Annotated in this window: 8 protein-coding genes; 4 read left to right on the top strand and 4 right to left on the bottom strand. The window is 69.7% G+C overall.

Features of this window, described 5'->3' with window-relative positions:
- On the top strand, window positions 1-660 hold a 660-nt coding region (locus Q0R63_RS06725; RefSeq protein WP_295695582.1), incomplete at its 5' end, for an ROK family protein.
- A 125-nt stretch (window positions 661-785) separates the two neighbouring features.
- On the opposite strand, the gene ilvC is transcribed toward Q0R63_RS06725, so the two are convergent.
- The 3 genes from ilvC to Q0R63_RS06710 form a co-directional block, all read right to left on the bottom strand.
- Window positions 786-1,814: a ketol-acid reductoisomerase gene (gene ilvC / locus Q0R63_RS06720; RefSeq protein WP_295695579.1), complete on the bottom strand. Its 1,029-nt coding sequence runs from the start codon at window positions 1,812-1,814 to the stop codon at window positions 786-788.
- Between the two features lie 125 nt (window positions 1,815-1,939).
- Entirely contained in the window at window positions 1,940-2,452 is a 513-nt protein-coding gene (ilvN, locus tag Q0R63_RS06715) for an acetolactate synthase small subunit (RefSeq protein ID WP_295695578.1), read from the bottom strand.
- A gap of 11 nt (window positions 2,453-2,463) precedes the next feature.
- A complete protein-coding gene (locus Q0R63_RS06710; protein WP_295695576.1) occupies window positions 2,464-4,332 on the bottom strand; it encodes an acetolactate synthase large subunit in 1,869 nt (622 codons plus the stop codon).
- A 309-nt stretch (window positions 4,333-4,641) separates the two neighbouring features.
- Between Q0R63_RS06710 and Q0R63_RS06705 the strand changes: the two genes are divergently transcribed.
- The 3 genes from Q0R63_RS06705 to Q0R63_RS06695 all read left to right on the top strand — a co-directional run bounded on the left by Q0R63_RS06705 (window position 4,642) and on the right by Q0R63_RS06695 (window position 7,583).
- Window positions 4,642-5,469: a hypothetical protein gene (locus Q0R63_RS06705; protein WP_295695573.1), complete on the top strand. Its 828-nt coding sequence runs from the start codon at window positions 4,642-4,644 to the stop codon at window positions 5,467-5,469.
- 80 nt (window positions 5,470-5,549) lie between these two features.
- The gene (locus Q0R63_RS06700; protein ID WP_295695571.1) at window positions 5,550-6,458 is read left to right on the top strand and encodes a GNAT family N-acetyltransferase; all 909 of its coding nucleotides are present in this window, start codon (window positions 5,550-5,552) and stop codon (window positions 6,456-6,458) included.
- Between the two features lie 27 nt (window positions 6,459-6,485).
- Window positions 6,486-7,583 (top strand): DNA polymerase IV, encoded by a 1,098-nt coding sequence (locus Q0R63_RS06695; protein ID WP_295695568.1) that lies wholly within the window; start codon window positions 6,486-6,488, stop codon window positions 7,581-7,583.
- A gap of 109 nt (window positions 7,584-7,692) precedes the next feature.
- Here the strand turns inward: Q0R63_RS06695 and Q0R63_RS06690 are convergent.
- Window positions 7,693-8,355 (bottom strand): dihydroxy-acid dehydratase (locus Q0R63_RS06690; protein WP_295695566.1); only part of this gene is annotated, 663 nt, incomplete at its 5' end.

The following is an 8,355-nucleotide window of genomic DNA, read 5'->3' as shown; positions in this document are numbered from 1 at the left end:
GGCCTGGCGCACGGGCACGCCGACCTGATCTATGTGAAGGTCGGATCGGGGATCGGGGCAGGCCTGGTGACGAGGGGTAGCCTGCACCGCGGGGCACAGGGATGTGCCGGCGACATCGGTCACGTCACCGTCGACGACTCGGACACGGTCCTGTGCCGCTGCGGAAAGTACGGGTGCCTCGAGGCGCTCGCGGGCGGAGCCGCCATCGCCCGTGACGCGGAACGTGCGGCTCGAGAAGGACGGAGCGCGTTCCTCGCCGCCGCCCTGGATCGGGACGGGAGGATCGATGCGCAAACGGTGAGCGATGCTGCGACACATGGCGATCCGGTGGCCATCGACCTGCTGGCCCAGTCCGCCCGAGTGGTCGGTGTGACCTTGGCCCGGCTGGTCAACTTCTTCAACCCTTCCCTCATTCTCGTGGGGGGAGGTGTCTCACGCTCCGGCGACGCCTATCTCGCCGAGATCCGACACACCATCATCAGCCGATCCCTCCCGCTGGCGACCCGGTCCCTTCAGATCAGCCGGTCTCCCCTGGGCGACCAGGCAGGCCTGCGCGGTGCGGCGTTCATGGTGGTCGACGCCCTGCTGTCCCCTCCGCTGCTCCCGAGATGGCTACCCGACGGCAGCCCGGCCGGCAGGACCGAGCTGATGGCCAGCTGAGGTCGGCACGCGGCTGCGCAGAAGTCAACACGTGACCAGCTGTGAACGCTGCGCGACAGCAACGCCGCCGGCCGGCCACCCCGAGGGGTGACCGGCCGGCATACGGGCTGGCGAGGGGTCGGAGGTCAGCGGGCGGCCGAGCCCTCCACGTAGTCGCTGTCGTTGTCCTTGATCCAGCTCATGAGGCCACGCAGCTCGCGGCCGGTCGCCTCGATGGGGTGCTGGGCACCCTTCTCGCGCAACGCCTTGAACTCCGGACCGCCTGCGTCCTGGTCGTCGATGAAGTGCTTGGCGAAGGTGCCGTCCTTGATCTCGGCGAGGATCATCTTCATGTTGTCCTTGACGTGCGGGTCGATGACCCGCGGACCGGAGACGTAGTCGCCGAACTCGGCGGTGTCGGAGATCGACCAGCGCTGCTTGGCGATACCGCCCTCGATCATCAGGTCGACGATGAGCTTGAGCTCGTGGAGGCACTCGAAGTAGGCGATCTCGGGCTGGTAGCCGGCCTCGATGAGGGTCTCGAAGCCGTACTGCACGAGCTGCGAGGTGCCCCCGCAGAGGACCGCCTGCTCGCCGAAGAGGTCGGTCTCGGTCTCCTCGGTGAAGGTCGTCCCGATGCCGCCGGCCCGCAGCCCGCCGATCGCCTTGGCGTAGGCTTTGGCGAGCTCCCACGCCGTGCCGGACGGGTCCTGCTCGACCGCGAGGAGCACGGGCACCCCACGGCCGTCAGCGTATTCGCGGCGCACGAGGTGCCCCGGCCCCTTGGGGGCGACCATGAGGACGTCGGAGGTCGCCTCGGGCGTGATGTAGCCGAAGCGGATGTTGAAGCCGTGTCCGAAGAGCAGCGCGGCGCCCGGCTTGAGGTTCGGCTTGATGTCATTGGCGTAGACCGTGCGCTGGACCTGGTCCGGCGTGAGGATGACGACGAGGTCGGCCTCCTTCACGGCGTCGGCGACGCTGAGGACGGTCAGCCCCTCGGCCTCGGCCTTGGCCTTGCTGCTGCTGCCCTCGGCGAGGCCGACGCGCACGTCGACGCCGGAGTCGCGCAGGTTGAGGGCGTGGGCATGACCCTGGCTGCCGTAGCCGATGACCGCGACCTTCTTGCCCTGGATCGCGCCGAGGTCGGCATCGTCGTCATAGAACATCTCAGCCATGATGGCAAAGCTCCTTTGCTTGGTGCATAACAGGACTCGTGCGCCCCATACCGTATGCCGCGTGCGCGGCTGCGGTGTCGACCGCCCGGCTGGCGATCGGGTCAGGGGGAAGAACGCTGGGTGGTTCAGGCCGTCCGGAGGCTCCGGTCGGTGATCGAGCGCGGGCCGCGGCCGACGCCGACGACACCCGACTGGACGAGCTCCCGGACCCCGAACGGCTCGAGGAGCAGCAGCAGCGCCTGCACCTTGTCGGCCTTGCCGGTGCACTCGATGGTGAGCGAGTCGTGGGCGACGTCGACGACGTGCGCCCGGAAGAGCTCGACGGTCTCGAGGATGTGGCTGCGGGTCGTGACGTCGGCCCGGACCTTGACCAGGATGACCTGGCTCTGGACCGAGGCGACCGGGTCGAGCTCGACGACCTTGAGCACCTCGACGAGCTTGTTGAGCTGTTTGGTGACCTGCTCGAGCGGGAGGTCCTCGACGTCGACGACGACGGTCATCCGCGAGATGTCGGAGTGCTCGGTCGGGCCGACCGCGAGCGAGTCGATGTTGAATCCGCGGCGTGAGAACAGGCCGGCGATCCGGGCGAGGACACCGGGCTTGTTCTCGACGAGCACGGAGAGCGTGTGTTTGGACATGACGTGGCCTTCTACTCTTCCCGGTCCCAGACCGGGGCCTCGCCCCGGGCGTTCCGGATCTTGTCGTTGCTGACGCCGGAGGGCACCATCGGCCAGACCATCGCGTCGCGGTTGACGACGAAGTCGATGACGACCGGACGGTCGTTGATGGCGAGCGCCTGCTGGATGGCGACGTCGACCTCCGCTTCGGTCTCGACGCGAATTCCCGCGCAGCCGTAGGCGTCCGCGAGCTTGACGAAGTCGGGGACGCGCCGCTGGTTGTGGCTCGTGTGGAGGTCGGTGTTGGAGTAGCGCTCGTTGTAGAACAGCGTCTGCCACTGCCGCACCATGCCGAGGCTGGAGTTGTTGATGATCGCGACCTTGATCGGGATCTCGTTGATGACGCAGGTCGCGAGCTCCTGGTTGGTCATCTGGAAGCACCCGTCGCCGTCGATGGCCCAGACGACCCGGTCGGGCTGGCCGACCTTGGCGCCCATGGCCGCCGGGACCGAGTAGCCCATCGTGCCCGCTCCGCCGGAGTTGAGCCACGCGTTCGGGCGCTCGTAGCGGACGAACTGCGCGGCCCACATCTGGTGCTGGCCGACGCCCGCGGCATACACCGCCTCGGGGCCGGAGAGAACACCGATCCGCTCGATGACGTATTGCGGCGACAGGCCCTCGTCGTCCTTGGTGTAGCCGAGCGGGAAGGTCTCCTGCCAGTCCTTCGTCGTCGCCCGCCAGGCGCTGTAGTCGGCCCGCTGCGACGCCTCGTCGCCCGTGATCGCCTCGATGAGGTCGGCGATGACCTCCTTGGCGTCACCGACGATCGGCACGTCTGCGACGCGGTTCTTGGAGATCTCGGCCGGGTCGATGTCGGCGTGGATCACCTTGGCGCCAGGGGCGAACGTCGACAGCTGCCCGGTGACCCGGTCGTCGAAACGAGCCCCGATGGTGATGAGGAGGTCGGACTTCTGCAGTGCGGTGACGGCCGCGACGGTGCCGTGCATGCCCGGCATACCCAGGTTGAGCGGGTGGGTGTCGGGGACGGCGCCCCGGGCCATCAGCGTGGTGACGACGGGGATCTGGGTGAGGTCGACGAGCGTGCGCAGGAGCTCGCTCGCCTCGGCGCGGATGACGCCACCGCCGATGTAGAACACCGGGCGCTTCGACGCGGCGATGAGCTTGGTCGCCTCGCGAATCTGCTTGCTGTGCGGCCGGGTGACCGGGCGGTAGCCTGGCAGGTCGGTCGTCGGCGGCCAGGAGAAGGTGGTGGCCCCCTGGAGCGCATCCTTGCTGATGTCGACGAGCACCGGTCCGGGCCGGCCGCTGCGGGCGATGTGGAAGGCCTCGGCCAGCGCCCGCGAGATCTGCGACGGGTCGGTGACGAGGTAGTTGTGCTTGGTGATCGGCAGCGTGATGCCGCGGATGTCGGCCTCCTGGAAGGCGTCCGTCCCGATCGAGCTCGAGGCGACCTGTCCGGTGATGGCGACGATCGGCACCGAGTCCATGTAGGCGTCGGCCAGCGGAGTGACGAGGTTGGTCGCGCCCGGGCCGGAGGTGGCCATGCAGACGCCGACACGGCCGGTGGCCGCGGCATACCCCTCGGCGGCGTGGCCCGCGCCCTGCTCGTGGCGCACGAGGATGTGGCGGACCAGCGTGGAGTCCATCAGCGGGTCGTAGGCGGGGAGGATCGCGCCGCCGGGGATGCCGAAGACGGTGGTGACGCCGAGCGCCTCGAGCGACTTGACGAGCGCCTGGGCGCCGGTGACCTGCTCGGGCGTCGGGATCGGCCCCGGTGCCGGGGTCGGGCGCGGCCTGGAGCCCTGAGGGCTCGGGGCATGCTGGGCATGTTGGGCGATGTCCGCCGGTGACGGTTTCACCGGCACCACACTGTCGCTCACGATCTCCACACTTTCGTTGGTCCTGCTGGGTGTTCGGTCCGAAGCCACAAAAAAACCCTCCGGTCCACGGCGGGACAGAAGGGAAACGCGCCTGCGGGGGGCTCTTGGCCAGCCGCTCAGACGCGCTCGGGAACTACGAGAATTCGAGCCATAGGACAAACGTGCTCCCCCACGGGCGTTTAGTCAATCCACCGACCGGTGCGTCTCAGCATCCGAGAGCGTGATGTCACCCATTGGTATGCCCCGACGTCGGTGAGGCGATTTGTCGAATTCCGTGAAGCTCACAGGAAGCGTTACTAATGTTCGCGTATGTCAGCTCGGGCGGAACTTGACGTCTACCGGCACGTGGCGTCGCGACAACAGGTGCGCACCACGCTGTGGAACTCGGCGGTGGCCTACGTCCTGGCTCAGTCGATCGTGATCCTGCTCCACGAGTCATCGCACTCCGTCGCCGGCCTGCTCCTCGGCTACCACGCCACCCAGTTCACCGGCGCCGTGGACTTCAGCCCTGAGCAGACGACGAGCGCCCACGTCATCACCGCCCTCACCGGGCCGTTCTTCAGCCTCGTCACCGGACTGCTCGCCATGAGGTTCCGCCCCGCGCTCCGCGGAGGCTTCGGCCCGCTGCTCTGGGTCTGGTTCGCGTTCATCAGCGCCGAGGAGGGCGTCGGCTACTTCATCATCGCGCCGATCATCACCGCCGGCGACACCGGCGCGGCGCTCGAGGCGTTGAAGGCCCCCGGGTGGGTCGGGTGGGCCAGCGCCGCGATCGGGGTGGCCGGGCTCATCCTCCTTGCTCGCCGGTTCGCCGAGGACGCCGTCCGATGGACCCGCGACCTCTACGAGATCCGGGCCTTCTGTGTCTGGGCGTGGCTCATCGGGTCAGCGGTCTCGGTGGCCGTCGACGCGGCCTACCTGGCGGTGACCCCCGGGGCCGACGGCTCGACCGCCTTCGCGATCCTGCTCGGCTCCGTCTCGCTCGGCGTCTTCGCGCCGATGGCGATGATCTTCTGGCAGAAGGTGCGGGTGGAGAAGCAGCCGTTGGCCCTCGGGCTGCCGACCGCCGGCATCGTGGCTTTCGTCGTCCTCGTGGCGATCAAGGCCGTCGTCTTCACCCGCGGGCTGCACATCGGCTGAGCCGGTCCCGCCGACCGAGGACGCCGAAGACGGCGAAAACCCGGTGACAGCAGGCGGTCTCGGTCAGGATGATGCGCTCCATGAACGACTCAGCGCTCGGGCTCCCCGCCGGCTGCACGGCGCGCGGGCTGATCCCTGACGACGCGCGTCTCGTCTACGAGATCGTCGCCGCCTCCGAGGTCCACGACATCGGCGAGAGCGAGGTCGACTACGAGGACATCGTCAGCGACTGGCAGCGGCCGAGCTTCCACCTGCCCGAGCAGGCCGTCGGCGTCGAGTGCGACGGGCGGCTCGTCGCCTACGCCGAGGTGTATGCCGGCTACCGCGCCGAGGCGCACGTCCTGCCGGAGCACCGCGGCCGGGGCATCGGGACGTGGCTCGCGTGGTGGGTCCGGCAGGAGGCCCGGCGGGAAGGCGGCACCCTCGTCGGGATGTCGGTGCCCCAGGGGTCCGAGGGCGACCGGCTGCTGGCCGCGCTGGGGTATGCCGTGCGCTGGACGTCCTGGGTCATGGGACTCCCGGACGGGACAGTCATCGAGCCGCAGCCTCTGCCGGTGGGGTACGCCCTCCGGGACCTGGGTGCGGGGGACGAGCACGCGGCATACCGGGTGGTCGAGGACGCCTTCGGCGAGTGGCCCGACCGCAAGCCGACCGTGTTCGACGACTGGGCGGCGTCGACGGTGCTGCGGCCGGGTTTCGAGCCGGGGCTGATGCGTCTCGCGACCGACCCCCACGGGACACCGGTAGCCGTGTGCCTGCTGGTGATCAGCGGCGACTGCGCCTACGTCAGCGAGCTCGCAGTGCGCGCGGACCAGCGCGGACTCGGGCTAGCCCGTGCGCTGCTCGTCGACGGCTTCGCCCGGGGGCGCGCTCGGGGCGCCACCCGGTCGGAGCTGTCGACGGACTCGCGCACGGGCGCCCTCGGCCTCTACGAACGCGTCGGCATGGTCGTGACCTCGACGTGGCTCCATCGCGGCATCGCCCTGTGAAGCCGCTGCGCACGGCAGGATGGGCCCATGGCGGCGACCGCACAGTGGGTGCTGCACGTCGACCTCGACCAGTTCCTCGCTGCGGTCGAGGTGCTCCGCCACCCCGAGCTCGCTGGGCGACCGATCGTCGTCGGTGGCAACGGCGACCCCACTGAGCGCGCTGTCGTCTCGACGGCCTCCTACGAGGCAAGGGCCTACGGCATCCGCTCCGGTATGCCGCTCAAGCTCGCCCTGCGCAAGTGTCCCGCCGCGGTCTTCCTGCCCGTCGACCGGCCGGTCTACGAAGAGGTGTCGGCCGAGGTGATGGCGACCCTCAAGCGGCAGCCCGGAGCGGTCGTCCAGGTGCTCGGGTGGGACGAGGCCTTCGTCGGGATAGACACCGACGACCCGCAGGCCTACGCGGAGCAGATCCAGCGCGACGTCCTCGGGGCGACGGGGCTGCACTGCTCCGTCGGCATCGGCGACACCAAGGTTCGCGCCAAGATCGCGACCGACTTCGGGAAGCCCCAGGGCACCTACCGGCTGACCCGCGACACCTGGGTCGAGGTCATGGGTCACCGACCGACGACGGCGATCTGGGGCATCGGCAACCGGATCGCCGCCCGTCTCGATGCGCTCGGTGTCCACACGGTGCTCGACCTCGCGAAGGCCGAGGAGGTCTCTCTCGTCACGGAGTTCGGGCCCCGGATGGGTCCCCACTTCCGCAACCTCGGGCGCGGCCTGTCGAGCGCGACCGTCGACGACACCCCGTGGATCGCCCGGGCCCACGGTCGCGAGACGACCTACCAGGCCAATCTCGTGACGCCGGAGGAGATCTCAGCGGCGCTGCGCGACCTTGCCGGTCAGGTTGTCGCGGACATCACCGCCGAGGCTCGGGCCTGCCAGCGCGTCGGGCTGAAGGTGCGCTTCGCGCCGTTCTTCACCGTGACGCGGATGCGCAAGCTGGTCGAGCCGACCTTCGACGTCGATGTCATCGCCGCGACCGCCGGGGCCCTTTTCGAAGGTCTGGACGACGCCCGACCCGTGCGCCTGCTCGGCGTCCGCGCCGAGATGATACCGCCGGAGGGCGGCTACGATGCGCCCCGCACGACCGGCCGGGGAGGCCCGGCCGCGTCACCGCTGTGAGCGAGCGCCAGCAACTCTGGGACCCCTGCAGTCATCGGGTGGAGATGACCACGCCCTGACGTGGTCATCTCCACCCGATCCTTTGTCTCGAGACCCCGGCGGGTCGGCCCTACCCGCAGACGGCGCCCTGGCTGGCGCTGCCCACGAGCTTGCGGTACTTCGCGAGCACGCCGCGCGGATACTTCGGCGGCGGCGGGGCGAAGCCCTTGGCCCGCTCGGCCAGCTCCTCGGGGGTGACGTCGACGTCGAGGGTGCCGTGCGCGACGTCGAGGGTGATCTGGTCGCCGTCGCGGACGAACGCGATGGGACCCGCGTCGACGGCCTCGGGGGCGACGTGCCCGACGCAGAGCCCGGTCGTGCCGCCGGAGAAGCGGCCGTCGGTGAGCAGCAGCACGTCCTTGCCGAGCCCGGCGCCCTTGATCGCTCCTGTGACGGCGAGCATCTCGCGCATTCCCGGACCACCCTTGGGCCCCTCGTAGCGGATGACGACGACGTCGCCGGCCAGCAGCTTGCCCTCCTCGACGTAGTCCATCGCGGCGCGCTCTCCGTCGAAGACCCGGGCGGTGCCCGTGAAGACGTCGGAGTCGAAGCCGGCCGACTTGACGACGGCACCCTCGGGAGCGAGGGAGCCGGTGAGGATCGTGATGCCCCCGGTCTTGTGGATGGGGTTCTCCATCGCCCGGATGACGTGGCCGTCAGGGTCGGGGGTGCGGACGGAGGCGAGGTTCTCCGCGACGGTCTTGCCCGTCACGGTGAGGCAGTCGCCGTGCAG

The sequence above is a fragment of the Lapillicoccus sp. genome, from assembly GCF_025353065.1.
GTDB lineage: Bacteria > Actinomycetota > Actinomycetes > Actinomycetales > Dermatophilaceae > Lapillicoccus.
This window is presented reverse-complemented; position numbering and strand designations above follow the sequence as displayed.